The organism is Luteimonas qiangzhengi (assembly GCF_039548515.1).
In the GTDB taxonomy this organism is placed as follows: domain Bacteria; phylum Pseudomonadota; class Gammaproteobacteria; order Xanthomonadales; family Xanthomonadaceae; genus Luteimonas.
The window spans coordinates 1-24,545 of the sequence record NZ_JBCLVE010000001.1; the positions used below are offsets into that span (position 1 = coordinate 1).

Here is a 24,545-nt window from a genome sequence, read left to right on the forward strand (position 1 = left end):
TGACCGACCAGGACCGAGTTTTCAACCGTTGAATTGCCGGTGATCTTGACCTGATTGCCGGCGTTGCCGGCCGCGTACACCCGGCGCAGGGTGACGCTGGAGTTCGGCGACCCGTCCATGTGGTAGAAATCCAGGCCGTCCGAGGTGTTGTAGAGGACGAAGGCGTCCTCGATCAGCCACTTTCCGCCCGAGGCGGGCAGGCCCAGGCCATCGCCGTAGCCGCCGCTCTGCTGCGCCCAGCAGGCCCAGGGCTCGCCGGTGGAGACGCGCTCGCCGCAGCCGTTCCAGCTGATCTCGATATCGCGCAGGGTCATGTTGCCGGCGTTGGAGCTGTTGTTGCCGACGTTGCCATCCCAGCCGGCGGTGCCGTTGCGGTTGAGCTTGACCCGCTCCATGGTCCAGTCGGTGAGGCGGCCGGCCTGCATGCCGCGGGCGGCCATGCCGTGGATGTTGACGTCATGCATCCACACGTTGCGCGAATCGCTGGCGTACAGGCCCACGCGGGCCCACGCATCGCCGGAGCCGCAGCGGGCATTGGAGTTGGAGTGGCCGTAGACGCAGTCGCTGCGATCGGTGACTTCCAGATGGCCGAGCTCGACGTGCGAGCTGCCTTCCAGGTTGAGCACGCGGTGAATGCCGTTGCTGCCGATCAGTTTGGGGGTGCTGCCCGACTTACCGAGAATGCGGGTGCGGGTCGAGCTGGTGCCACTGGGCACAGCCCGCATCTGGCTGCCGATGGTGTAGGTGCCGCCGCCGATCATCAGGGTGTCGCCGCCGGAGATACGCGCCGAGCCGGAAGCGGGCAGGGCGACGAGCGGGCTGTTCCATGCGCAGTTCTGCGCGCTGCCGCTGCCCGGATAGGGGGCATCGGCGCGGCCGGTGCACTGGGCGGCCGTACCGCCGTCGGTGCGCACGTGATAGGTCGCCGCCTGGGCCGAGCCGATCGCGCCAAACGCAAGAAGGGAAGCAAAGAGGAGAGAAGAAGGCGAAAAAGAATTATTTCGCAAAGCACGAAAAGTATTTACTGCACGAGTCACTACTGGGGCCTCCGAAGGGTTGGGGGAATTGGGCCCTCCGTGGTCCGCGAGGAATTCTATGTGCGGTGCAACATCCGGTATTGGGACGCAGGTCACGGATGGGCGCGGTATTCGACCAACGTCGGGCGGCATTCATGGCGTGGTACGGAGTGGTTAAGCCGTCAGTGGGGTTTGTCTGCGATATCCGCTGCCGGATGGCCGTCCTGCCCCGCCTTACGCGTTCATCCAGGTGCAGCGGTGCGGATTGCCGGAATGGCCATATTGGGAGGGCGGAACATGCTCGAGATCGTCATGTGGGGCGCGATCGGGATGCTGGGTTATATCTACTTTGGCTATCCCGCCCTGACCCTGCTCCTCGGCCGCGTGTTCCAGCGTCGGGTGAAGCGTGCGGATTTTGGGCCGCCGGTTACATTTATTATTTCCGCGTACAACGAGGAAAAACATATAGCCGGGAAAATCCGCAATACCCTGGCCCTGGATTATCCTGCGGACAAACTGGAAATCATCGTGGTGTCGGACGCTTCCACCGACGACACCGACCGGATCGTGCAGGCCTGGTCGGCATCCGGGGTGCGGCTGCTGCGGATTGAAGGCCGGCTCGGCAAGACCGCATGCCAGAACGCCGCCGCGGCAGCTGCGTCTGGTGAGGTCCTGGTGTTCGCTGACGCCACCACGGTGGTGGACGAGGGCGCTCTGCGCGCAATTACCAGGAACTTCAACGACCCGGAGGTGGGCTGCGTCGCGGCCCGACTGGTGTACAGGGCGCGCTCGACTGATCCCACGGGAAATGGCGGCTCGGCTTACTGGAAGTACGAGAGCCTGCTGCGCAGTGCGGAGAGCTCGCTGGGATCACTGATTGGCGTAAGCGGTGCGCTGTCGGCAGTGCGCGCGAGCGCCTATCGCCCGATTCCCACGGATCTGATCAGCGACTTCGTGGTTGCCCTGGATGTGCGTGACCAGGGGTTGCGCACCGTGCTGGAGCCGGAGGCAATCTGCTTCGAGGAGTCCCTGGACCGGCCTCGACAGGAGCTGTCCATGCGCAACCGGGTGACCCTGCAGAGTCTGCTTGTGTTGGCCAAAAACCGGCACCTGCTCAATCCGTTCCGCTATGGGGTGTTTGCCTGGCAGCTGGTCTCACACAAGCTGCTGAGGTACCTGTCGCCGGTGTTCTGGACGGCGGCGCTGGGCGCGAACTTGGCTCTCGCCATGCAGGGCCAGTATGTGTGGCTGCTGGGACTGCAGGCCGCCGGTATCCTGGTGGGATCACTGGGTTTCCTGCCGCTGCCCCGTCTGGGCGCATTCAAGCTGCTGGCGCAGCCGTACTATTTCCTGCTGACCAATCTGTCTTCCGCGATCAGTCTGGTGCGCTTCATCAGGGGCCGGAAGGTAGTGGTCTGGACGCCGCTGCGATGAGTGGGCAGTCAGCGTTGGCCGGGTCCGGTCAGCTGAGCGCACGGCGCGATGGAGGCAATATCGATCCCGCTGCTCTGCGCCCGGCAGCTGACCCCGCTGGGGCATGAGGAAAGGTTCCAGCCGAGATTGCCCGAGATATTCAAAGTGTCCGGTGCCCGACCGGCGTTGAACGCGCGCCTGGAACCGTCGAGGTAGTAGGGGAAGCCGACCACGACGTTGTCGAGGATGTCGATCCGGCCGGAGCTGCCGCTGTAGGTGATGTTGCCATCGCCTTCGCCGGCCAGGGTGTTGTGGCGCAGGGTGGCGGTGTGACCGCCGTTGAGCACCAGCAGCACGGTGGCACCGTAGGCGCGGCAGATATCGCCTTCGGTCATGTTGTACTTGCCCTTGAAGTAGGTGCAATGACCGACCAGGACCGAGTTTTCAACCGTTGAATTGCCGGTGATCTTGACCTGATTGCCGGCGTTGCCGGCCGCGTACACCCGGCGCAGGGTGACGCTGGAGTTCGGCGACCCGTCCATGTGGTAGAAATCCAGGCCGTCCGAGGTGTTGTAGAGGACGAAGGCGTCCTCGATCAGCCACTTTCCGCCCGAGGCGGGCAGGCCCAGGCCATCGCCGTAGCCGCCGCTCTGCTGCGCCCAGCAGGCCCAGGGCTCGCCGGTGGAGACGCGCTCGCCGCAGCCGTTCCAGCTGATCTCGATATCGCGCAGGGTCATGTTGCCGGCGTTGGAGCTGTTGTTGCCGACGTTGCCATCCCAGCCGGCGGTGCCGTTGCGGTTGAGCTTGACCCGCTCCATGGTCCAGTCGGTGAGGCGGCCGGCCTGCATGCCGCGGGCGGCCATGCCGTGGATGTTGACGTCATGCATCCACACGTTGCGCGAATCGCTGGCGTACAGGCCCACGCGGGCCCACGCATCGCCGGAGCCGCAGCGGGCATTGGAATTGGAGTGGCCGTAAACGCAATCGCTGCGATCGGTGACTTCCAGATGGCCGAGCTCGACGTGCGAGCTGCCTTCCAGGTTGAGCACGCGGTGGATGCCGTTGCTGCCGACCAGTTTGGGGGTGCTGCCCGACTTGCCCAGGATGCGGGTGCGTGCCGAACTGGTGCCGCTGGGCACGGCCCGCATCTGGCTGCCGATGGTGTAGGTGCCGCCGCCGATCATCAGGGTGTCGCCGCCGGAGATACGCGCCGAGCCGGAAGCGGGCAGGGCCACCAGGGGGCTGTTCCAGGCGCAGTTCTGCGCGCTGCCGCTGCCCGGATAGGGGGCGTCGGCGCGGCCGGTGCACTGGTTGGCCGTGCCGCCGTCGGTGCGCACGTGATAGGTGCTTTGGCCGTCCTCGCTGGATGCTGCAGCTTCTGCTGCTCTGGGTGGTGCCGGCAGCGGTGGCTGCACCTGGAAGCAGTTGACAGTGTCGGGTGTGTCGGCCGCATGGCACGCCGCCATGCTTGCCATGCAGGCAATCAGCAGCGTGTGTGCGGGTGTGGGTGTCTGCACAAGTGGAAGCCAGGCGTGCCGCTGCCGGATCACTCACCCGGCCCCGGGTTGGGCCTGCGGATCAGGCCCGGAAACAATCGGGCCGCGACAGGGAATCGACCCGTCGCGACAGCGCCCTGCGGGAAGCGTTCAACGTCGGTCCGCTCGCCCTGGGCGTGTGCCTGGATGACCGCGTGGCGTTCCATCAGCCCGCACAGGATCCAGAAGCTGTACATCACCAGGCCGTCGAAATAGGGGCTGCCAAACAGGTTGCCGAGCAGCATCGCGATCACCGCCACCGCCAGGCCAACGCCAAGGGCGCGTGACACCGGGTGGCTGTCGCGGCTGGCGCTCTGCACCCCAAGCACCAGCTGCCACAGCCGCCACACCAGCCACAGCATCATCGCCAGGGCCAGCGGCCCGCATTCGGCCAGCACGCGCAGAAATCCGTTGTGCGTGTCCATGCCCGCATAGACGGTGTAATCGCCGATGTGCTCGCGGAAGCGCCCCAGCCCAACGCCGGCCGGGTGGTCTGCCAGCATCGAAAATGCCCCCCTCCAGATCTCCAGCCGACTCTCCGTACTGCCGTCGTAGGACACCGCGCCGCTTGCGCTGATCTGGCGGGTTTCATCAATTCTCTGGATCACACTGTCGGGCAGCAGGCTGGCGCCGATGACGGCAACGACGAGCATGGCCACGGCTGCTACGGTGAAACTGCGATGTAGCAGCAGCAGTGCGATCCCGAACGCCGCGATCACGTAGGCCTGGCGGGAGAAAGTGAACAGGATCGCTGCCACGAGCACCCCCGCCGCGACGATGGCCATCAGCCGCAGCGGCTTCTGGCAGCCCGGCTGCAGTGCCAGGGCGACGAACATGGACAGGAACATGGCGAAGTACACGCCGGCACGATTTGCGGCGTCGATCGCGCCGAACGGGCCGGTGGCCCGCTGCCCGTCCGCAAACTGCGCCGTATCGAACTGCAGCCCCTGCGAGACGGCATGAAACCCTGCGAACGCAGCGACCACCAGCGTGAGCATGATCAGCTGGCGGGTGCCCCTGGCATCCAGGCCGCAATGGCGGTAGGCGAGGTAGAGCAATGGATAGGTCAGCGCGTACTTGGCCTCCAACGCAACCGCGCCGGGGCGCGACGGGTCGTGGCCAAGCGCAATAAACCAGCCCAGCAGGAAGGCCAGGAACAGGCCCAGCAGTGGCGCCAGCAGCAGGTTGGTACGCGGCAGTCCGGGCGGGTCGCGTCGGCCGAACAGGCTTGCCCACAGCAGTGCCAGCGCGGACACGCCAACGCCCACATCCGGCGGCAGAAACAGCGAATACGGCAGCAGGACGATCGGCAGGGCATAGAGCATGTTCATCGGCTGCGCCTACTCACGCGGCGGTGGCGAGGGCACCAGCTCGCCGGTGCCCTCCCGGGCTGTGCTGCTGCCGTCAGCAGCCAGGCAGCGCTCGTAAACGGCTGATGTGGCGGCGGCGAGGGCGGTGGCGCTGTGATGCCGGGCCACGAACTCCCGGCCTGCATCCGCGAGCTGCCGGCGCAGCTTCGGATCCGCCGCCAGGCCTGCCATCGCGGTCGCCAGGGCGGACGCGTCCCCCGGCGGAAACAGCAGGCCGGTGCAGCCATGTTCGACCAGTTCCGGGGTGCCACCAACTCGCGAAGCAATGACCGGACAGCCAGCGGCCATCGCTTCCAGCAGCGCATTGGACTGGCCTTCAAAGTGGGATGGCAGCACCAGGAAGTCGGCGACCTGCATGAGCTGCGCCGCGTTTTCCACCTCTCCCAGCAGGCGCACGCTGTCGGTTACGCCGGCCGCTTCGATCTGGTCGTGGAGCGCCGCCCGCATCGGTCCTTCGCCGGCCATGGCGATCCATGGCCGATCTCCGGGCGGCAGCGATGCCACGGCTTCCACCAGACAGGGCAGGTTCTTCGCCTGCACCAGTCGGCCGACGAACAGCCCAACCGTGCGCCCCGCGGGTGCGCCGATCGCACGGCGCAGCGCGTCGCGCTCGACAGCGGACATTGGCGCTGGCGTTTCCACCCCGTTGCCGATCACCGCGAACCGTGCTTCGGGCATGCGCGTATGGCGCGCCGTTGAGCGTGCCCCGGCCCTGGAGTTGGCGATGACCGCGGCGCTGCGCGCGACCACCATGCGTTTGAGCAGCCAATACCCGGCACCCTTGTCGGACCCGAAGCTGCGTTCTGAAGCAACCAGCACCGGCGCGCGTCCGCACAGCGTGCGCGCGACCACCGACCAGATTTCCGCGGTCACCGAAAATGCGTGGACAAGGGCGTAGTTGCGCCGTCGCAGCAACCGGGTGAATGCGAGCACGAACCGGATATCAAACCGCGAGCGCTTGGGCAGATAGTGCACCGGCACGCCGCTGCGCCGGATCGCTTCGACCAGAAACGAATCGCTGCGGAAATACGCCAGCTCGGGTTCCCACCGATCACGGTCCAGACCGGCCAGCAGATGCTGGATCTGGCGCTGGCTGCCGCCCACTTCCATCTCATCGACCACCAGCAGTAGACGCTCAGGTCGCATTGCCCAGTGCCTCCGCCATCAGCCGATGCAGCTTCAGGGCCTCCTTGCGCGCGTCGAATTCCAGTTCGATCCGCTGACGCGCGGCCAGCGCCAGTCGCAGTCGAAGCGCGGGATCCTGCAGCAGGCGCTCCAGCGCCCCGGCCAGCGCGGTTGGATCGTTGGCGGACGGCAGCAGTCCGTTGACATCGTCGGTAATGAGTTCCGGCACGCCTGAGACCGCACAGCTGATTACCGGGCAACCGGCGGCCATGGCTTCCATCAGCGCGACCGGGATCCCGTCGCGGTTGCCGTCGGGGGCGATCTCGCAGGGCAGGGCGAAGATCGTGGCTTCCTGCAGAAGCTCACGGATCGCCTGCTGCGGAAGTGCGCCGACCATCGTGATGTTGTCTGCCAGGCCGAGCCGGTCGATGCGCGCCTGGAGTTCCTTGCGTAGCGGTCCATCGCCGACCACCGTGCAACGGAATGCGACGCCATCGGCATGCATCCGCGCGAGTGCTTCGATCAGGGTGGCAAAGCCTTTCTGCGCAACCAGTCGGCCGATGGCAAGGATGTGGTTGCCGTCCCTGGCGTCGCCCGACCATGGGAGCTGCGCCAAGTCCACGCCGCAGTGCACGATCTTCATCTTGTGCCGGGTCAGCGAAGAAACATTCCGGTCGATCCAGTCGACGTTGTGGCGCGAGATGGTGACTGCCAGCGCCGAGTCCGCGATCTTGCGGGCCAGGATGTGCCGGTCGACGAAGATGTCGTGGGCGTGACAGGTGAAACCGAATGGGCGCCCCGCGGCCCGCGACAGGACCCAGGCGGCGGTGGACGGGTAGGTTGACCAGTGGGCGTGGATGAAATCCGGATCGAAGCGGCGCATCCACGACAGATGCTCCAGCCCCCGCGCCATCGACACCAGCGACTTGATCATGGCCACCGGCGTGCGCCAGGTTCCCGCCGCGACGATGGCCGCATCGCGGGTCACCGCGACCGGGTGGGAGAGCACGGCGCGCAGGGTATTCCAGAATGCGGTGGCCGGTGCCTGCGGCTGGCGGACCCTGTCCAGCAGCGCGGCCGCTTCCGGATGCACAATGGCCTGGCCGCGCGGGGTCTTGAGCGACAGGATGCGCACGTCGACGCCTTTGTCGACCAGCGCCTGGATCTCACGGACGATGAAGGTTTCCGCCAGGATCGGAAACAGCGACACCACGTACAGCACCCGGCGGGGGGCGAGCGTGGCGGCCGGCTCACCGTCCATTGTTACGGGCCCAGAGAAAGGTAATGGTGGCCACGTTCTCTCCATAGTTGAAACCCGGCGTGGTCGAGTTGCGGGTATTGCGGTGGAACCCGACCTGGGTTGTGAGCTGGCGGGTCCAGCGATGTTCGGCCCTGATCCCGTAGATGCGATCCCGGTCTTCGCGCCCGGTGGTCATGAACTCGCGGTTGAGCGCCGTGGCATGCAGGGCCAGCGTGGTGCGCGGACGGACGCGCCAGGCCAGTTCCGCGTAGCCACCGACGTCCTCGCGGTCGCGGGTCGTGCTTTGCAGATAGCGGTAGCTGCGGTAGCGCGGCCGCAGTCGCAACTCCAGACGTTCGCCTCTGAACCTGTAGTCGAGCTGCAGCCTGCGCTGGCGATGCACATCAGCATTGACGTCCAGGGTGGAAGCGAACAGCTCCTGGATGGCGGGCTCGGACAGGTCGATCTGGCGGATGATCAGTTCCTGGGCGCTGTCGGCCAGCTGGTAGCGGGCCTGCAGATCGAACCGGCTGCGGCCGGTGGGGACCCAGATGATCCCCGCACGGGCCAGGGTCGCGGACACGTTGTCTCCACCGCGTTCCGGATCCACCCAGGAGCGTCCCAGGTCCAGTTCGATGCTGCCGTAGGCCAGTTCGCGGCGATAGCTTGCATAGGCGTCGGTGCGCGAATAATCGGCAACCTGCCCGGGTACGTCGAATTCGACTTCGGACGCCACCAGGTTCAGCGCCACATGGCCGAGCGGCCCCGTTTCACGCTGCAGCCGCGCGGCGGCGCTGAGCCGGTCGCCGTTGAATTCCTCGCTCACCTCGGCGTAGCTTTTAGCGGCGCGCAGGTCGAGCTGGGCACGGGTCGCCTGGTTGAAGCGGGTCTGGAAGGTGGGGCCGGCGATGAACACGTTGACCCGCTGCAGATTGCCGGGGGACAGGCCACTGTCGATATCGACCGGCTGGTGGCTCAGGTAGTCCTCGAGCACCAGGCTGAAGCGGTCTGGAGCGATTGTCCATTCGGCCTTGCCGGCCAGCTCGCCGCGCCATTCGCGCGGGAAGGTGTCGTCAAGGTATTCACGGTGTTCAACCAGGCCACGGGCCTGCAGGGCAAGCGCCGAGCCCTGCTGGGCTACTGCAAAACGCAGCCGTGGCGCAAGAATGGTGTCGCTGGTTTCGGCCTCTTCCGCCAGTGCGATGTTGCTTGAGTGCGTGCCGGACAGCCCGAGCTCATAGTCGATTTCCGCCGCGGCGCAGACGCCGGATATGGCGAGCATGAGTGCCAGCAGTCGACAGGCGGTTCCCCTTCCCTTGCTCATGGTTGCTCCTCATGGCCCTTCGTTAAAGACCACGCCGGCGAACTTGCCGGGATCGAACTCGGCGGCAGCGCGGGAAATCTGTTCCGGACTGTCGCGGCCGTAGCCGGCCACCAGCACCACAAGGTCCGCATAGTCGGCGAGGATGCGGGCGTCGGGTGAGTCCTGGACAGCCGCACTGTCCAGAAACACGTGGCGCGGTGGATTGCGGCTGCGCATCACGTCTATCAACAGCCGCATGCGGAAGGACGACAGGTATTCGGCGCTGGTCCCGCTTGGCGTTCCGGCCGGCAGCAGCTGCAGTCGCGGAACGCATGTTTCGTACAGCATGTTGCCCACCAGCACCGCCGGGTCCTCGAGGTAGTTCACCAAGCCGCCGTTGATCGGATCCAGGCGCAGCGCGGCGTGCTGTGTTCCGCGAGCCAGGTCGCAGTCGATCAGCACGGCATTGATGGTGTCGTCGAATGCGAATGCGGCCGCCAGATTGCGCGCCACGTAGCTGCCCCCGCTTCCGCGACTGACCGGGGCAATCACCACTGTGGCGTTCGGGGCGCCGTTGATGGCGGACAGCAGGCGGGTGCGCAGGGTCCTGAACGCATCCACGTGCGGTTGGCCGATGTCGGCCCGCGAAATCGTGGTCCGCTGGTCCGGTCGCGGATGCCCAGGTGTCGGTGATGGAGCCAGCCGTGTGCCGGGCCGGTCAGGGGCCGACCGGTCTGAGACGGGATGCAGCTCCGTGACCGGCTGCAGGCTCTCGAGGACATGCGTGTTGGTGATCATCCGGGTCCTACCTCGGCAGCAGTGCGACGGTGGCGGCAATGGGGAAGGCCAGCAGGGCCGCGCTGGTCAGGGCCGCGCCGGTCAGGACCACGCCGGTCAAGGCCAGCGCCTTGCGCCGGGGCGCACGATGGCGGGCCAGCAAACGGCCGCCCGTCGGTATCGTCCCGAGCACCGGCAATCCAACGGTTTCGATCTGCGAGGCCACGCGGACCCGTGGATCGAACCGCAGCCAGGCCAGAAGCAGCAGCACAGGCGCGAGGATGGCCAGGACCAGTACGCCCATCGCCACCTGGGTCCGGCTGATACTGCTGGCGATCAGCGGCAGCGCGGCAGGCTCCTGCACCCGGAAGTTGAGGCCGCCGCGCTGGAGGTCCAGGTTCATCGAAAGCCGGGCGTTCTCGCGCCGCTCGAGCAGGTCCTGGTACAAATCACGATTGACCTGCACGTCGCGGGTCAGGTGGCCCAGGTCACCTCCCAGCGCTGCCACCCGGCTGAGGCGCTGCAGCTCCTGCTGCAGCAGCTGGTTGCCAGTGGCGATGCGCGAGGCGGTACCGACGCTGCGGCTGCGCGCCTCGGTCAGCCTGCCGCGATCGATGTTGCCGCTGACGGCAGCAGGCAGCGGCGCTGCGGCCGGTATCCCGCCACGCTGCAGCTGCGCCTGCAGGTCGTCCACCTGGGCCTGCAGCCGCACCATGTCCGGGTGCTGCGCGGTGTAGGTGCCGGCCAGCGCCATCCGCTCGGCCTGCAGTTCGGCGATGCGCTGCTGCAGCGGGCCGGTGCGTGTTTCCGCCGTGCTGATCGACTGTTCGCGGGCCACGTGGGATGCCCAGCTGCCGGCCTGGGATTGCTGCTCCGCCTGGTCCATCAGCGACCTGTCGATCTGCAGCTGCAGTTCGCTGATCCGCCGGGCGACGTTTTCCTCATCGCCGAGCAGCACTTCTGGATGCGCCTCGCGGTATTGCGCCAGCCTGTCCTCGGCGTCGCTCAGCCTGGTCCGGTAGTCGTCCACCTGCGAGTCGATGAACTCGAACGCGGCCCGGCTTTCCCGGGAGCGGGTGCTCAGGCTTTCCTCGATGATCAGTTCGCCAAAGCGCGCGGTGACTGCCTGGGCCCGCTCCGGGTCTGAATCGCTGTAGCTGATCCTGATCAGGTTGGGGTTTTCAACAGGATTGGTGATGTCGGCCCGGCCCACGATCTGGCTGGATAACTGGGCCCGCTGCAGCGGGCCCGGGCTGGTCGCCAGCCAGCCGCCGGTCTCCAGGATCCGGTCCATGGACTGGGCGCTGAAGGCCACCTCACGCGCGATGGCGGCCCGGTCCACAACGCTGGTCGGCACCGTCCGGCCTTCCAGCAGCGGCTGGATGACGTCTGTTTCCTCGACCAGCAGCGTGGTGGACGAGGTGTACTCCCTGGGCATCAGCAGCACCAGAACCAACCCGGCGATCAGGATCGCGCCGAACAGGGCCGCGAGCACCCAGCGCCGCCGTCGGGCCTCGTGGGTGGCGGCCGGCAGCAGTTGGACAAGATTCGGCCGGCTCCCGGAAGCGGGAGCCCTCCATTCGGCAAGATTGGTCATGCAGCCCCCTTACAGCATCCGTTCCGGCACGGTGAGCACGTCGCCCGGTGCCACGGTGTAGTTGGTCGTCAGGTCGCCGGTGGTGAGCACGTTGTCCAGCATCACCGCGTAGCTTCCCGTGCCGTTTCCACTCCTGCGGTGCAGGCGGGTGCGGTTGGCGGCCGCGAATTCGGTCACCCCGCCGGCGGCCAGCACCGCGTCCAGCACCGTCATGCCGGGCCGGTATGGAATCGACACCGGCTGCCGGACTGCTCCGGTGACGCGGATCCGGGACAGGTATTCGTGGCTGTTGAGTTCGGTCAGGATCACCGAAACCCTGGCGTCCTTGATGTACTCCTGCAGACGACCCTCGATGTCCCTGGCGACGTCGGGCGGGGTGCGCCCCCCCGCGGGCACGTCTCCCAGCAGCGGGACCGAAATCATCCCGTCCGGGCGCACCGGCGCGGTAACGCCCGCGTCCGGATTGCCCCACACCGATACCTGGACCATGTCGTCCACGCCGATGAGGTAGGCCTCGGCGGACTGGTCGAGCGCCGGCGGCGGGCCGGAACCGTCGCTGCCGGTGGTGGCGCAGGCAGCCATCATGATCGACAGCGACACTGCTAGCAGTGCGGAACACAAGCTGTTCATAGGTCCGTTCTCCAGTTTCCCTATCGGGATAACGCGACATGCCAGACGGTCCGGCCATTGCCGCGGCGGATTCCTCCCGCCACGGATTCGCAACCGACGAAGAGGTGTGTCGGTTCCAACGCAAAAACCGCGGGTTGCCGGCAAAGCCCGCTTTCCGCGTTTCCCCCTCACAAGAGGAAGGGAGCGTACTGATGCTTATTCTGGTTACGGGGGGCGCCGGCTATATCGGCAGCCACGCATGTGTGGAGCTGGCCGAACGCGGCCACCAGGTGGTGATTGCCGACAGTTTCGTCAACAGCTCGCCGCGGGTGCTGCAGCGCCTGCAGCAGGTCATTGGCGTGCCGGTGACGTGCCACCGCCTGGACCTGCGAAACGGGGAGGCGCTGGCGCGACTGTTCGACGGCTATCGCTTTGACGCGGTAATGCACTTCGCGGCGCTCAAAGCGGTGGGCGAGTCCTGCGCGAAGCCGCTCCACTATTTCGACAACAACATCGGCGGCACCATTCAGTTGCTCAAGGCGATGCGTGCGCATGGCGTGGACCGTCTGGTGTTCAGTTCTTCAGCCACCGTGTACGGCGCTCCCGACCTGGTTCCTGTGGGTGAGGCGGCGCCGCTGCGGGTCACCAATCCCTACGGACGTTCAAAGCTGGTCATGGAGCAGCTGATCGCCGACCTGTGCGCCAGCGATTCGGCGTTCCATGCGGTCAGCCTGCGCTACTTCAATCCGGTGGGTGCGCATCGGTCGTGCATGATCGGCGAGGCGCCCGGCGGCATTCCTGACAACCTGATGCCGTATGTGTGCCAGGTCGCGGTGGGCCAGCGCGAGCGGCTGGCGGTATATGGCGGTGACTGGCCCACGGTGGACGGCACCGGCGTGCGTGACTACATCCATGTCACAGACCTGGCGCAGGCGCACGCCGACGCGCTGGATTTCCTGGTGCGGGACAAGCGCAGCGCGGCGATCAACCTGGGCACGGGGCGCGGAACCAGCGTCCTGGAGCTGGTGAGTGCCTTCGAGCGGGCCAGTGGACGGACGATTCCCTACGACATCGTTTCCCGCAGGCCGGGAGACGTGGCCGAGGTGTACGCCGACCCGTCGCTGGCGCGGGAGCTGCTGGGCTGGCGCGCAAAGCTTGATGTCCACGCCATGTGCCGCGATGCCTGGCGCTGGCAGGCGCGCAACCCCAAAGGCTATGACAGTGATGGCAAAACGGATCTTGCCGGGGCCGATGGCGTCATGGCCCCGACCCCGGCTGTGCCCATTGCCATCAGCGGCTGAGCCAGTCAGCCACCTGGCAGGGGCGCCGGTTCGGCGGCGCCGAAGTGGTCCAGCACCAGGACGTCGCCGCGGCCGGGACGGTAGCCGCCGGCCAGGGCCCGGTGCACGTAGCCGGTGGCGGCTTCGCAGGCGTCGGCCGGTGACAGACCGCGGCACAGGTTGGCAGCGATCGCGGCCGCCAGGGTACAGCCGGTGCCGTGGGCGTCCTGGGGCAGGCGCGGATGGCTGAACTCACGGACCAGGCCACCGGAATCGGCGAACAGGTCCATCACGTCGTCGGCACCGTCTTCCAGGTGCCCACCCTTGAGCAGCACCGCGTGGGCGCCGGCCTGCAGCAGCTCGGTGGCAGCGCTGCGCATGGCCTGGCGGTCGCTGATGGAGTGGCCGAGCAGCAGCTCGGCTTCGGGCAGGTTGGGGGTCAGGATCGCGGCACCGCTGAGCAGCCGCGCGCGCAGTGCGTCGAGTGCTTCGGATTCAAGCAGGCGGGCGCCGGAGGTCGCGATCATCACCGGGTCGAGCACCAGCGGCGGATTGCCGTGAGCCTGAAGCGCATCGGCCACCGCATTGATCACCGCGGCGTTGGCCAGCATGCCGATCTTGACCGCACCGATGCGGAAGTCATCGAAGCAGGCGTCGATCTGCGCACGCATGAAATCCAGCGGCGGGACGTGCACGGCGGTGACGCCGCGGGTGTGCTGGGCGGTGAGCGCGGCGATCGCGGAGAGGCCGTGCACGCGGTGGGCGGCGAAGGCTTTCAGATCGGCCTGGATGCCGGCCCCACCACCGGAATCGGAGCCGGCAATAGTGAGTGCGGAAGGAAATTCATTCATCCGTCCATTGTGCCCCGTAGGAGCGCGCCATGCGCGGGAAGCCGCGGGAAGCCGCGGGAAGCCGCGTCGCGGCAATGTGTCGGTCACGGTGTCCTGTCCGGAGCCACGGGGCGTGGATTGATGTCACGCGGCTTCGCGCGCGTGGCGCGCTCCTACAAAAGGGTGCGGGCGATTTTGAGGGCGGCGTGGAAGTTGTTGGCGTAGTACAGCTCGCCCGGTCGCTCCTGCAGCTGCATCCTGGAAAGGATGCGGTTGGGCTGGTCCTGCAGGCCGGAGATGATCAGCACGATGCCCTTGCGCCGGCAGCGTTCGGCCAGCGCCTTGATCGCGTGCACCCCGCTGGAATCGATCATTGGCACCAGCCGCATGCGCACGATGAACACCTTGGGCGGCTGGAAGAACTGATCAAGCAGGTTGTCCAGACGGTTGGCGGTGCCGAAGAACACCGGGCCGGTGATCTGGTACGCCTCCACCCCCTTGGGCAGCAGCCGGCGCTGCTCGCCCTCGGCCAGCTGCGGCTCCCCGTCCTTGTAGAGATCGTCGTCGAAGGTGCGGATGCCCGAGCTGATCTCCACCGATTCGGACATGCGGTACATGAACACCAGCGCGGCGACCACGATGCCGGACTGGATCGCCACGGTGAGGTCGAACAGCACCGTCAGACCGAAGGTGAGCAGCAGCACCACCCGGTCGCCGATGGGCGCCGACATGGTGGCGCGGAAGTTCTCGTGCTCGCTCATGTTCCAGGCCACGATCAGCAGCACCGCGGCCAGTGCAGCCAGCGGCACGTAACCCATCAGCGGCGACAGCAGCAGCATGAAAGCCAGCAGGAACCCCGCGTGCAGGATGCCCGCCATCGGTGAGCGCGCCCCGGCGCGGATGTTGGTGGCGGTGCGGGCGATCGCACCGGTGGCCGGCAGGCCGCCGAACAGCGCCGAGCCCACGTTGGCCACGCCCTGGGCCACCAGCTCGCCGTTGGAACGGTGGCGCCCGCCGGTCATGCCATCGGCAACCACCGCCGACAGCAGCGATTCCACGGCGGCCAGGAAGGCGATGGTGAAGGCGCTGGGCAGCAGTTCAAAGGTGCGCTCGAACGGGATCGTCGGGAAGCTGAAGTCCGGCAGGGTATTGGGCAGCGCGCCAAAACGGCTACCGATGGTCTCAGCTGGCAGTCCGAACACCAGCACCACGCCGGTACAGGCCAGCAGCGCGACCAGGAAGCCCGGCCAGTTCGGCTTCCAGCGGCGCAGGCCGACGATCACAGCCAGCCCGAGCACCGTCAGCGCAACCGCGACCGGCTGGGTGCTGGCGAAGTGCTGCGCGTACACCGTCCAGCGGCCGATGAAATCGCCCGGGACGTCGGTGATCTGCAGCCCCAGCGCGTCGATGATCTGGCTGGAGAAGATGGTCACGGCAATGCCGGCGGTGAAGCCGGTGATCACCGGCTGCGGCATGTAGCGCATCAGCGTGCCCAGCCGCAGCAGGCCGGCGGCGATCAGTATCAGCCCGGCCATCAGCGTGCACAGGATCAGCCCGCCGTAGCCGAAGCGCTCGATCACCACGAACACCACCGGGATGAACGCCGCGGTGGGCCCGCCGATCTGCACCCGCGATCCGCCAAACGCGGAGATCAGGAAGCCGGCGATGATCGCGGTGCTGATGCCCTTGTCGGGCGTGGTGCCGCTGGCGATCGCCAGCGCCATGGCCAGCGGCAGGGCGACGATCGCTACCGTGAGCCCGGCGACGATATCGGCGCGCAGGTCGCCCCAGCCATAGCCCTCGCGGAAAGCGGTGACCAGCTTGGGCTCGAACATCTTCAGGTATTCGGGATCGATCCTCGCCACGGACTCACGCGGTCTCCTTCCAGGTCAGAGCACTTCCGATGCGTAATCCGCCAGGCGCGAGCGTTCGCCGCGGCGCAGGGTGATGTGGGCGCTGTGCTGCCAGCTCTTGAACCGGTCCACCGCATACGTCAGGCCGGAAGTGGTTTCGGTCAGGTATGGCGTATCGATCTGTTCAAGGTTGCCCAGGCAGACGATCTTGGTGCCGGGACCCGCCCGGGTGACCAGGGTCTTCATCTGCTTGGGCGTGAGGTTCTGGGCCTCGTCCAGGATCAGCCAGCGGCTGAGGAAGGTGCGCCCACGCATGAAGTTGAGCGCACGGATCTTGATCCGGCTGGCCAGCAGGTCATTGGTGGCCTGGCGCCCCCAGTTGCCACCCTCCTGGTTGTTGGTGAGCACTTCCAGGTTGTCGGTCAGCGCCCCCATCCACGGGGTCATTTTTTCTTCTTCCGTGCCCGGCAAAAAGCCGATGTCCTCGCCCACGCTCACCGTGGCCCGGGTCATGATGATCTCCCGGTAGCGGCGCTGGTCCATGGTCTGCGCCAATCCCGCGGCCAGGGCCAGCAGGGTCTTGCCGGTGCCGGCGGTGCCGAGCAGGGTGACGAAATCGATCTCCGGGTCCATCAGCGCATTGAGCGCGAAGTTCTGCTCGCGGTTGCGGGCCACGATCCCCCACACCGCGTGCTGGCTGTTGCGGTAGTCGTCGACGACCTGCAGGGTGGCCTTGCCGCCCTCGATTTTCGCCACCCGGAACTCGGACTGCTCGTCGCCCGGCAGGTAGAGGAACTGGTTGACCTGCCAGTCTTCGCCATCGGCCATGTCCAGCTCGTACCAGGTGCGGCCGCGGTCCATCCAGGACTTCAGGTTGCGGCCGTGGCGCTGCCAGAAATCCTCGGGCAGGGCAGTGGCACCGGTATAGAGCAGGCTGAAATCATCCAGCGCCCGGTCGTTCTCATAGTCCTCGCTGGGGATCCCGGCGATCGCCGCCTTGATCCGCAGGTTGATGTCCTTGGAAACGAACACCACCGGGGTATCGCCGGCCTCCTCGCGCAGGGCGAGGATGGCACCGAGGATGCGGTTGTCGGGAGCCACCGCGCCGAACGAGGTCTTGTCCTCCTTCGGCACCGTGGTCTGGAAGCGCAGGAAGCCGATGGCATCCTCACCGCGCAGCAGCAGACCGTTGGGCGGGGTGAGGCGCAGGCCGGTGGTGATCCTGTCCGCGCCCTGGGTCTCGATCAGTTCATCGATGAAGCGGCTGACCTGGCGCGCGTTGCGGGATGACTCCGTCAGGCCTTTCTTGCCGTTGTCCAGCTCCTCGATGACCTGCATCGGCAGGTACACGTCATGCTCTTCGAATTTGAACAGCGCGGTGGGGTCGTGCATCAGCACGTTGGTGTCGAGGACGTACACGCGCTTGCCTTGGGTCATCATCTGCTTGGCTCCGTGACTGGGCGTAGCTTCCGTAGGTCGGGGCTACGCCCCCGACGTTTTCGGGTCGTCGGCGCCGGGGGCGTAGCCCCGACCTACGCCTGCTGCTTCAACTTCTCCAGCACCGCTTCAGCATGCCCCGGCACGCGCACCTTGCGCCATGCGCCCGCAATGCGGCTTTCCGGATCAATGAGGAAGGTGCTGCGCTCGACCCCCATCACCTTGCGTCCGAACATGCTCTTTTCCCTGATCACGTCGAACGCCCGGCAAAGGGCTTCATCGGTATCGCTGACCAGCGGAAACCTGAAACCCTGCTTGGCGCTGAAATTGTCGTGGGACTTCACCGAATCACGCGAGACGCCCAGTACGGCGGCGTTGTGCGCTTCCAGCTCCGGCAACAGGGCATTGAAGTCCCGCCCCTCGGTGGTGCAGCCGGGGGTGGAGTCCTTGGGATAGAAATACAGGATCAGCCACTTGCCGGCGTAATCGCCGAGGGTGGCAGTGGTGCCGCCGGAAAGGTTCAGCGGCAGGTCCAGGATGTCCTGGCCGAGGGTGTCGCCTTCGTTCATGGATCGGGTCCCTGTGTTGCGTCGTGGGCCATGGCAGATTGCCGTCGATCCTGCACGATCAGAACTTCATCGGGTCCATGATCGCGTCCAGGTTGAGATGGTCGCAGAACTCGAGGAAATCATCGCGCAGGGCGGCGATGTGCATGTCGGCCGGCACGCCGATGGTGATCTGGGCGGAAAACATGTCCGCCCCGGTCTGCATCGCCTGGTAGCGCGAGGAGTGCAGGCTTTCAATGGTGATGCCCTGGCGATCGAAAAAATCCGCCAGTTGGAACAGGATGCCGGGCTTGTCCGCCGCGATCACTTCGACCACGTACGGCAGCAGGTTGGACTGCAACGCCTTGGGGCCGGTGCGGTACCAGACCAGCTTCAGGCCTTCCTCCCGGTCCAGCCGGGAGAGCATGGATTCAAGCTTGGCCACCGCATCCCAGGAGCCGACCGCCAGCGCCGTCATCGATACATCGCGACCCACCGTGGACAGGCGGGCATCGGACAGGTTGCAGCCGCTGTCGGCAATGCGCCGGCTGAGCATCAGCAGGGGTGACTGCGGATGCGTCGTGTAGGCGTTGATGATGAGGTGGTTTTCGTTCGGCGCAGGCCTGGCAACGATGTCGGGTTCGGTCAAGGCAGCGTCCGGGGAAAAGGGGTGTCGCTCTGGTCCTGAACAGCAGCCCGGTGCCGGGCCGCTGCCACCTGCCAGCATACTTGCCCGCGCTTTGGAGCCGCAAGTAAGATCGTTGGCACCCGCTCAGGAAACCACAGGTTTGCGACTCACAGGTTGTATCACCGCACTGGCCACCCCGTTCACGCTGGCTGGCGAAATCGACCTGCCGGCGTGGCGCAGGTTGCTGGAACAGCAGCTGGATGCCGGTATTGACGGACTCGTCGTGGCCGGATCCACCGGCGAAGCGGCGGCTTTGTTCCACTCCGAATTCGATCTGCTGCTGCGCACCGCGGTGGAAGTGGTGGCGGGCAGGGTGCCGGTGATCGCCGGGACGGGCCAGTCCAGCACCGCACGCACCATCGAGCAGACCCGGCGTTCGGCCACCCTGGGCGCCGACGTGGCGCTGGTGGTGACCCCGCCCTATGTGCGCCCGACCCAGGCGGGGCTGGCGGCGCACTACCGGGCGGTCGCCGATGACGGCGCGCTGCCGGTCGTGCTCTACAACGTGCCCCCGCGCACCGGATGCGACCTGCTGCCGGAAACGGTCGCCGGGCTGGTGGATCACGAGCGCATCATTGCCATCAAGGAGGCCAGCAGTGAGCCGGAGCGGATCCAGGCGCTGGTGGCCCTGCGCGGCCCGGAATTCACCGTGCTCAGTGGTGATGATCCCAGCTGCGCGCGGTCCATCCAGGCGGGAGCCGAGGGCGTGGTGTCGGTGGTGTCCAACGTGGCGCCCAGCGCAATGCGCCTGCTGTGCCGGCTGGCCGGCGAAGGCAAGGCCGCAGCGCTGGATGAAAAGCTGGCCGGGCTTTACGCGTTCGCCGGCATCGAGCCCAATCCGATCCCGATCAAGGCCCTGCTCACCCGCCAGGGAATCGGGCACGGGCTGCGCCTGCCGCTGATGCCGCTGTCACAGCAATTGCAGCCGGAAGCCGCGCGCATTCTGGGGCTGCTGGAACAGATTGAACATGACTGTCGCGATACACTCGCGGCCTGACTTCAGGAGAGACAAAGATGTCCGTTCGTCCCCATGTGTTGCGCACCGGCGTGCTGTCCGCATTGGCGATCGCCGTGCTGGCGACCTCCGGCTGCGGCTGGTTCCGCAAGGAGAACCCCATGTACGCCGCCAGCCCGGAAAACAGGCCGCTGGAAGTGCCGCCCGATCTGGACCGTCCCAGCACGGCCGGGGCAATGGTGGTTCCGGAGGTTGGCAGCTCGGTGACCCGCTCCGGCATGTCGGAGCAGCCAGCCGCCAGCAGCGCGGTCGGCTTCAGCGTCGCCGGCGCACGGGATGCGGTGTATGAGCAGGTCGGTCAGGTGCTGGCTGCCACCGAAGGGCTGAGCGTGGTCAGCAGTGCCCAGCTGCTGGGTACCTACGATCTGAGCTATGAAGACAGCAATTTCATGATCCGCATTGTTGCAACCGAGGGCGGGTCCCACGTCAGTGCGGTGGATCCCCGTGGCCAGCCGGCGCAGGGTGACGCCGCCCGCAAGCTGATCGAACTGCTGCGCGCACAGATTGGCGGCTGAAGGTTGCTGCTGACGGTCCGGGCAGGCCTGGCGCCTGCTTCGGGCCATAGGAAAACGGCGGGTCTGGAATTCCAGACCCGCCGTTTTTTGTCAGTGTTCCAGCCGTCAGCGCTCCAGGTACTTGAGCTTGTCCGGCTTGTCTTCCCAGTCCTTGGCGTCGGCAGGACCGTCCTTGCGCTCGGTGATCACCGGCCATTCCTGCGACAGTTCGGCGTTCAGGGCAATGAACTGTTCCTGCCCGGCTGGCACGTCATCCTCGGGATAGATGGCGCCGATCGGGCATTCCGGCTCGCACAGGGTGCAGTCGATGCATTCGTCCGGATCGATCACCAGGAAATTCGGGCCTTCGTGGAAACAGTCGACCGGACACACCTCCACGCAGTCGGTGTATTTGCACTTGATGCAGTTCTCGGTAACGACGAAAGCCATTGCGATTCGGATCCCATGTGGTACTGGCACTATTGTAGGACAGCGCAGCCCGGGTCCGGAAACGAACAACCCGGCCGGAGCCGGGCTGTTGCGCCCGGTCCGCGCCATGGCGGACCGGTTGCGGGCTGTCCCGCGCAATATGGCGCTCCCTACGGGAATCGAACCCGTGTTTCAGCCTTGAGAGGGCCGCGTCCTGGACCGCTAGACGAAGGGAGCGGAGCTGGGGCCAGGCCCCTTTTGGCGTTTGCTGCCAAACTGCAGGCCTGAGAGCCGAGCAGCTTGCTAGTATAGCAGGCTTTCCGTTAATCCAAGTCTTGATGCCAACCCATAACGCCCCTGCAATTGCCCAGCTTCGCAGCATTGCCCGCGACAGCCATCCCATCTCCCGCAAGGACATCAGCCCCAACGCCTTGCGCGTGCTTTACCGGCTGAACGAGGGTGGCCATCAGGCTTACCTGGTCGGTGGCGCGGTGCGCGATCTGCTGGCGGGGATCAAACCCAAGGATTTCGACGTTGCCACCGACGCAACGCCGGAGCAGGTCAAGGCGCTGTTTCGCAACTGCCGGCTGATCGGTCGGCGGTTCCGCCTGGCGCACGTGCTGTTCGGGCGTGAGGTCATTGAAGTGGCCACCTTCCGCGCCAACGTGGACGACGGCAGCGGCAATCGCCAGCAGCACGAGGACGGCATGCTGCTGCGGGACAATATCTACGGCACGATTGAAGAGGACGCGGTCAGGCGCGATTTCACCGCCAATGCCCTCTATTACACGGTCGAGGACTTCTCGGTGCGTGATTACGTGGGCGGCTTCGAAGACGTGCAGGCCCGGGTGCTGCGCCTGATCGGTGATCCGGAGCTGCGCTACCGTGAAGATCCGGTGCGCATGCTGCGCGCCGTGCGGCTGGCGGCCAAGCTCGAATTCAGCATAGAGGAGGGCACCGCCGCGCCGATTCCGAAGCTGGCCGGGCTGCTGGCCGAGGCCGCACCGGCGCGTCTGTTCGAGGAATGTCTGAAGCTGTTCCTGTCCGGCCACGCCGAGCGTAGCTTCCTGGGGCTGGAGAGGTATGGCCTGCTGGAGGCGCTGTTTCCGGAATCGGCGGCGGCGCTGGCGGCCAACCGCAGCGGCGCGCTGCGGCGGATGGTGATCGCCGGACTGAAGAACACCGATGCGCGGGTGGCGGCGGAGGAGCCGGTGTCGCCGGCATTCCTGTTCGCACTGCTGCTGTGGCCGGCCTACTGCCGCGCACTGATGGCGCTGCAGGCCCAGGATATCCAGCCGGTGGAGGCCCAGCGCCGCGCCGCTGACCGGGTCACCGTGCATCAGCTGTCCACCGTGGCCCTGCCGCGGCGGTTCTCGCTGCCGATGCAGGAGATCTGGCTGCTGCAGACGCGCTTCCCCCTGCGCCAGCGCAAGCGGGTGATGCGGACGCTGGCGCATCCGCGTTTCCGTGCGGCGTTCGATTTCCTGATGCTGCGCCAGAGCGCTTCCAGTGAGCACGCCGAAGACGTGGGGTTCTGGCGTGAGGCGCAGCAGGATCCCGACCTGGCGATCGCTTCCCACCCGCCAACGGACGATGCAGAACACAACCCGCGCCCGCGCCGGCGGCGTCGAAGCCGGTCCGTGAGCGGCTGATGGGCCAGCCGGTGGTTGCCGTCGTGGGTCTGGGCGGCAACGTAGGCGACAGCGGGCAGACGCTGCGTCGCGCCTTCCAAGCGCTGGAAGACCTGCCGGACAGCACCGTGCTGGCCACCTCGCCGCTGTACCGCACGCCCGCTTGGGGCGTTGAGGATCAGGCGGACTTCATCAATGCGGCTGCGGCGATCAGTACCGCGCTGGCGCCGCAGGCCCTGCTGGATGCGCTGTTTGGGATCGAACGTGATTTCGGCCGCGTCCGTGCCGCGGATGGCAGCGACCGCTGGGGGCCGCGCACCCTGGACCTGGACCTGCTGCTGTACGCAGACGCGGTGATTGATGTGCCTGGGATGCGGGTGCCGCATCCGCGCCTGCACGAGCGCGCCTTTGCGCTGGTACCGCTGCTGGATGTGGCGCCGGATGCGGGCATTCCGGGAATCGGCCCGGCGCGCGCGGCGCTGGCCGCCCTGGATGCCGGCGAAATACAGCGCCTGTAAGGCGGCAACCAGGCCGCGGACGCCCTCTTTGCTGCAACCACAGCCGTGCGCGGGCCATACTATCGGGATGAAGACTCCCACGCGCCCCGTTACCGTCCCCGACCTGTCCGCCGCACGCCAGGAAGGGCGCAAACTCACTATGCTGACCGTCTATGACGCCGGCTTCGCCCGTACGCTGGACGCCAGCGGCATCGACATGGTGCTGGTTGGTGACTCGCTGGGAATGGTGGTGCAGGGGCTCGATTCGACCCTGCCGGTCACCGTGGACGACATCGTTTACCACACCCGCTGCGTGGCGCGCGGGCTGACGCGGGCGCTGCTGATTTCCGACCTCCCGTTCCAGGCCGACGCCACTCCGGAGAAGGCACTGGATGCTTCCACACGGCTGCTGCAGGCCGGCGCGGGCATGGTCAAGCTGGAAGGGGCGGGTCATAAGCTGGAAACCATTTCCTACCTGGTCGAGCGTGAGATTCCGGTCTGTGCCCACCTGGGCCTGACCCCGCAATCGGTGTTGCGCTTTGGCGGCTTCAAGGTGCAGGGCCGGGGCGAGAGCGCCGCGGAGCGCCTGATGGGCGAGGCCCGCGCCGTGGCTGAAGCCGGGGCAGCGCTGCTGGTGCTGGAAGGCGTGCCGGCAGACGTGGCCGCCCGCATCACTGCGGAAAGCGCGGTGCCCACCATCGGCATTGGTGCCGGCCCGGGCTGCGATGGCCAGGTGCTGGTGCTGCACGACATGCTGGGCCTGGACTCGGGCCAGCGGCGACCGAAGTTCGTCAAGGATTTCCTCGCCGAAGGAGGCTCGGTGGCCGGGGCGGTCCGGGCCTACGTGGCGGCAGTGCACGACGGTTCGTTCCCGGACGACGCGCACTCCTACAGCTGAGGCAGCACGGAATGAGCAGGATCGAGACGATCACCTCGCTGGATGCGTTGCGCACCCGGGTGGACGGCTGGAAGCGTGAGGGGCTGCGGGTCGGGTTCGTGCCCACCATGGGCAACCTGCACGCCGGACACCACTCGCTGGTGCGCCTGGCCCGCGAGCATGCCGACCGGGTGGTGGCCAGCGTGTTCGTCAACCCGACCCAGTTCGGACCGGATGAGGATTTCGACCGCTACCCGCGCACCCCGGAAGAAGACGCCGCAGGATTGCAGGCGGCCGGCTGCGACGCGGTGTGGATGCCATCGGTGCAGACCATGTATCCGTTCGGCGCGGACAATGCCGTGCGCATGCGCGTCCCCGGGGTGACCGACGTGCTGGAGGGCGAACGCCGTCCGGGACATTTTGATGGCGTGGCCACGGTGGTCTCGCGCCTGTTCAACCAGGTGCAGCCCGACGTTGCCGCGTTCGGGCGCAAGGACTACCAGCAGCTGGCGGTGATCCGCTACCTGGTGCGCGATCTCGCCTTTCCCATCCAGCTGCTGGCGGGGGACACCGTGCGCGAAGCGGACGGACTGGCCATGAGTTCGCGCAACCGCTATCTCTCAGAGGCCGAACGGGAGCAGGCGACACAGATCCATCGCAGCCTGCTGGCCATGCGTGACAGCCTGCTGGCCGGCGAGCAGGCAGCCCAGGTGGAGGCCACCGCCATGCAGCGGTTGGAGGCCGCCGGATTCGCGGTTGAATATGCCGTGCTGCGCACCCCGGAACTGGCGCAGCCCAGCGACGATGGCGGAGCGCGGGTGCTGTTGATCGCGGCGCGGCTGGGCAATACCCGGTTGATCGACAACCTTGAATTCGAGATGGCCGGCACCTGAGTGCCCGGCGGCCATTTGTTGCGATGCGACAGATGGTCCCTATACTTTCCTGTTCCGTGGCCCCCACCGCCCGTTTTTGCCGTGAACCGGC

General features: G+C 66.7%; 22 protein-coding genes, 1 tRNA gene and 1 pseudogene. 8 read left to right on the forward strand and 16 right to left on the reverse strand.

Annotation, left to right across the window (positions count from 1 at the left end; genetic code table 11):
* The coding region (locus WCE59_RS00005) for a hypothetical protein (protein WP_343256659.1) at positions 1 to 1,007 on the reverse strand (1,007 nt) is incomplete at its 3' end.
* 306 nt (positions 1,008 to 1,313) lie between these two features.
* On the opposite strand from WCE59_RS00005, the gene WCE59_RS00010 reads away from it, so the two are divergent.
* Complete coding sequence (locus WCE59_RS00010; protein WP_343256660.1) at positions 1,314 to 2,450, forward strand: glycosyltransferase family 2 protein; 1,137 nt, start codon at positions 1,314 to 1,316, stop codon at positions 2,448 to 2,450.
* Between the two features lie 8 nt (positions 2,451 to 2,458).
* Here WCE59_RS00010 and WCE59_RS00015 read toward each other — a convergent pair whose 3' ends face one another.
* From WCE59_RS00015 to WCE59_RS00050, 8 genes are all read right to left on the reverse strand, one after another.
* Positions 2,459 to 3,904, reverse strand: a complete 1,446-nt coding sequence (locus tag WCE59_RS00015; protein WP_343256661.1) for a hypothetical protein — start codon at positions 3,902 to 3,904, stop codon at positions 2,459 to 2,461.
* A 71-nt stretch (positions 3,905 to 3,975) separates the two neighbouring features.
* Positions 3,976 to 5,295, reverse strand: a complete 1,320-nt coding sequence (locus WCE59_RS00020) for an O-antigen ligase family protein (RefSeq protein WP_343256662.1) — start codon at positions 5,293 to 5,295, stop codon at positions 3,976 to 3,978.
* Between the two features lie 9 nt (positions 5,296 to 5,304).
* Positions 5,305 to 6,480: a glycosyltransferase gene (locus tag WCE59_RS00025; RefSeq protein ID WP_343256663.1), complete on the reverse strand. Its 1,176-nt coding sequence runs from the start codon at positions 6,478 to 6,480 to the stop codon at positions 5,305 to 5,307.
* Positions 6,470 to 7,720 carry a glycosyltransferase gene (locus tag WCE59_RS00030; protein ID WP_343256664.1) on the reverse strand — a complete coding sequence of 417 codons (1,251 nt, stop codon included), beginning with the start codon at positions 7,718 to 7,720 and terminating at the stop codon, positions 6,470 to 6,472. Before WCE59_RS00030 ends, WCE59_RS00025 begins: the two co-directional genes overlap by 11 nt.
* The gene (locus tag WCE59_RS00035; RefSeq protein ID WP_343256665.1) at positions 7,710 to 9,023 is read right to left on the reverse strand and encodes a hypothetical protein; all 1,314 of its coding nucleotides are present in this window, start codon (positions 9,021 to 9,023) and stop codon (positions 7,710 to 7,712) included. Before WCE59_RS00035 ends, WCE59_RS00030 begins: the two co-directional genes overlap by 11 nt.
* 9 nt (positions 9,024 to 9,032) lie before the next feature.
* The gene (locus WCE59_RS00040) at positions 9,033 to 9,800 is read right to left on the reverse strand and encodes a polysaccharide biosynthesis protein (protein WP_343256666.1); all 768 of its coding nucleotides are present in this window, start codon (positions 9,798 to 9,800) and stop codon (positions 9,033 to 9,035) included.
* 7 nt (positions 9,801 to 9,807) lie between these two features.
* A complete protein-coding gene (locus WCE59_RS00045; RefSeq protein WP_343256667.1) occupies positions 9,808 to 11,376 on the reverse strand; it encodes a hypothetical protein in 1,569 nt (522 codons plus the stop codon).
* Positions 11,377 to 11,385: 9 nt separating this feature from the next.
* Positions 11,386 to 12,006, reverse strand: coding sequence for an XrtA/PEP-CTERM system exopolysaccharide export protein (locus WCE59_RS00050; protein WP_343256668.1), 621 nt, complete (start codon positions 12,004 to 12,006; stop codon positions 11,386 to 11,388).
* Positions 12,007 to 12,197: 191 nt separating this feature from the next.
* Here WCE59_RS00050 and galE point away from each other — a divergent pair, with 191 nt between their 5' ends.
* Complete coding sequence (gene galE / locus WCE59_RS00055; protein WP_343256669.1) at positions 12,198 to 13,286, forward strand: UDP-glucose 4-epimerase GalE; 1,089 nt, start codon at positions 12,198 to 12,200, stop codon at positions 13,284 to 13,286.
* A 5-nt stretch (positions 13,287 to 13,291) separates the two neighbouring features.
* Here the strand turns inward: galE and thiD are convergent, their stop codons facing one another.
* From thiD to WCE59_RS00080, 5 genes are all read right to left on the reverse strand, one after another.
* Positions 13,292 to 14,116, reverse strand: a complete 825-nt coding sequence (gene thiD, locus WCE59_RS00060; RefSeq protein WP_343256670.1) for a bifunctional hydroxymethylpyrimidine kinase/phosphomethylpyrimidine kinase — start codon at positions 14,114 to 14,116, stop codon at positions 13,292 to 13,294.
* Positions 14,117 to 14,268: 152 nt separating this feature from the next.
* Positions 14,269 to 15,960, reverse strand: coding sequence for a SulP family inorganic anion transporter (locus WCE59_RS00065; RefSeq protein ID WP_343256671.1), 1,692 nt, complete (start codon positions 15,958 to 15,960; stop codon positions 14,269 to 14,271).
* A 24-nt stretch (positions 15,961 to 15,984) separates the two neighbouring features.
* Positions 15,985 to 17,385 (reverse strand): PhoH family protein, encoded by a 1,401-nt coding sequence (locus tag WCE59_RS00070; protein ID WP_343256696.1) that lies wholly within the window; start codon positions 17,383 to 17,385, stop codon positions 15,985 to 15,987.
* A gap of 95 nt (positions 17,386 to 17,480) precedes the next feature.
* The gene (locus WCE59_RS00075; RefSeq protein WP_343256672.1) at positions 17,481 to 17,954 is read right to left on the reverse strand and encodes a peroxiredoxin; all 474 of its coding nucleotides are present in this window, start codon (positions 17,952 to 17,954) and stop codon (positions 17,481 to 17,483) included.
* Positions 17,955 to 18,012: 58 nt separating this feature from the next.
* On the reverse strand, positions 18,013 to 18,657 hold the full coding sequence (locus WCE59_RS00080; RefSeq protein ID WP_449284058.1) for a glycine cleavage system protein R: 645 nt from the start codon (positions 18,655 to 18,657) through the stop codon (positions 18,013 to 18,015).
* A 61-nt stretch (positions 18,658 to 18,718) separates the two neighbouring features.
* Here WCE59_RS00080 and dapA point away from each other — a divergent pair, with 61 nt between their 5' ends.
* A complete protein-coding gene (gene dapA / locus WCE59_RS00085) occupies positions 18,719 to 19,615 on the forward strand; it encodes a 4-hydroxy-tetrahydrodipicolinate synthase (protein ID WP_343256674.1) in 897 nt (298 codons plus the stop codon).
* A gap of 17 nt (positions 19,616 to 19,632) precedes the next feature.
* The gene (locus WCE59_RS00090) at positions 19,633 to 20,148 is read left to right on the forward strand and encodes a hypothetical protein (RefSeq protein WP_343256675.1); all 516 of its coding nucleotides are present in this window, start codon (positions 19,633 to 19,635) and stop codon (positions 20,146 to 20,148) included.
* Positions 20,149 to 20,253: 105 nt separating this feature from the next.
* Here the strand turns inward: WCE59_RS00090 and fdxA are convergent, their stop codons facing one another.
* Both fdxA and WCE59_RS00100 read right to left on the reverse strand, forming a co-directional pair.
* Positions 20,254 to 20,577, reverse strand: a complete 324-nt coding sequence (gene fdxA / locus WCE59_RS00095) for a ferredoxin FdxA (RefSeq protein WP_343256676.1) — start codon at positions 20,575 to 20,577, stop codon at positions 20,254 to 20,256.
* A 140-nt stretch (positions 20,578 to 20,717) separates the two neighbouring features.
* Positions 20,718 to 20,793, reverse strand: a tRNA-Glu gene (locus tag WCE59_RS00100).
* A gap of 134 nt (positions 20,794 to 20,927) precedes the next feature.
* Here WCE59_RS00100 and pcnB point away from each other — a divergent pair.
* The 4 genes and pseudogenes from pcnB to panC all read left to right on the forward strand — a co-directional run.
* Positions 20,928 to 22,208: pseudogene (gene pcnB / locus WCE59_RS00105) on the forward strand (polynucleotide adenylyltransferase PcnB); the annotation flags it as partial.
* Positions 22,208 to 22,705, forward strand: a complete 498-nt coding sequence (gene folK, locus WCE59_RS00110) for a 2-amino-4-hydroxy-6-hydroxymethyldihydropteridine diphosphokinase (RefSeq protein WP_343256678.1) — start codon at positions 22,208 to 22,210, stop codon at positions 22,703 to 22,705. The pseudogene pcnB and the gene folK, both read left to right, overlap by 1 nt.
* Positions 22,706 to 22,772: 67 nt before the next feature.
* On the forward strand, positions 22,773 to 23,582 hold the full coding sequence (gene panB, locus WCE59_RS00115) for a 3-methyl-2-oxobutanoate hydroxymethyltransferase (protein ID WP_343256679.1): 810 nt from the start codon (positions 22,773 to 22,775) through the stop codon (positions 23,580 to 23,582).
* 11 nt (positions 23,583 to 23,593) lie between these two features.
* Complete coding sequence (gene panC / locus WCE59_RS00120; RefSeq protein WP_343256680.1) at positions 23,594 to 24,454, forward strand: pantoate--beta-alanine ligase; 861 nt, start codon at positions 23,594 to 23,596, stop codon at positions 24,452 to 24,454.
* Positions 24,455 to 24,545 lie beyond the last annotated feature (91 nt).